We start from the raw sequence: 380 nt of genomic DNA, 5'->3' as shown, positions 1-380 counted from the left end.
GGATTGTTAAGGAGTGCCCGGTCAAAATCCCTGATTGCCACAAGATAATCATTTTGATTTAGGCGGATGTTTCCTAGCATTGTAAATACGCCAGGCAGGGAGGGGTTTAGTTGTGATGCCCGGGTGAGATCTTCAAGTGCGCGCGCTTGATTTGATGCATGGTGCATCGTCAAACGCCCACGCTCATAGTATCCTTCATCGCACAAGGAATCCAGCTCGATGGCATGGGAGTAGCTTGCATGTGCCCTTCGGATGTCGTTGTTGGCTTCTTGTAAATGTCCCAGTAGAATAAACATCTCAGCAGGAACCTCATTTTTTGATCCACTGTTTAGAATCTCTTCAATGGCTTCTCTGGGTTGAGCATTTTTTGAGAGATAGAT

The 380-nt window shown here is 46.3% G+C and carries 1 protein-coding gene; it reads right to left on the bottom strand.

Features of this window, described 5'->3' with window-relative positions; all coding sequences use genetic code 11:
* Nucleotides 1-380 (bottom strand): tetratricopeptide repeat protein (locus C6366_RS21435; RefSeq protein ID WP_233248609.1); only part of this gene is annotated, 380 nt, incomplete at both ends.

Origin of the sequence: Desulfonatronum sp. SC1 (assembly GCF_003046795.1) — a bacterium.
Taxonomy (GTDB): domain Bacteria; phylum Desulfobacterota; class Desulfovibrionia; order Desulfovibrionales; family Desulfonatronaceae; genus Desulfonatronum.
Note: the sequence above shows the minus strand (reverse complement) of the source record. Positions and strands in the feature narration are given on the sequence as shown.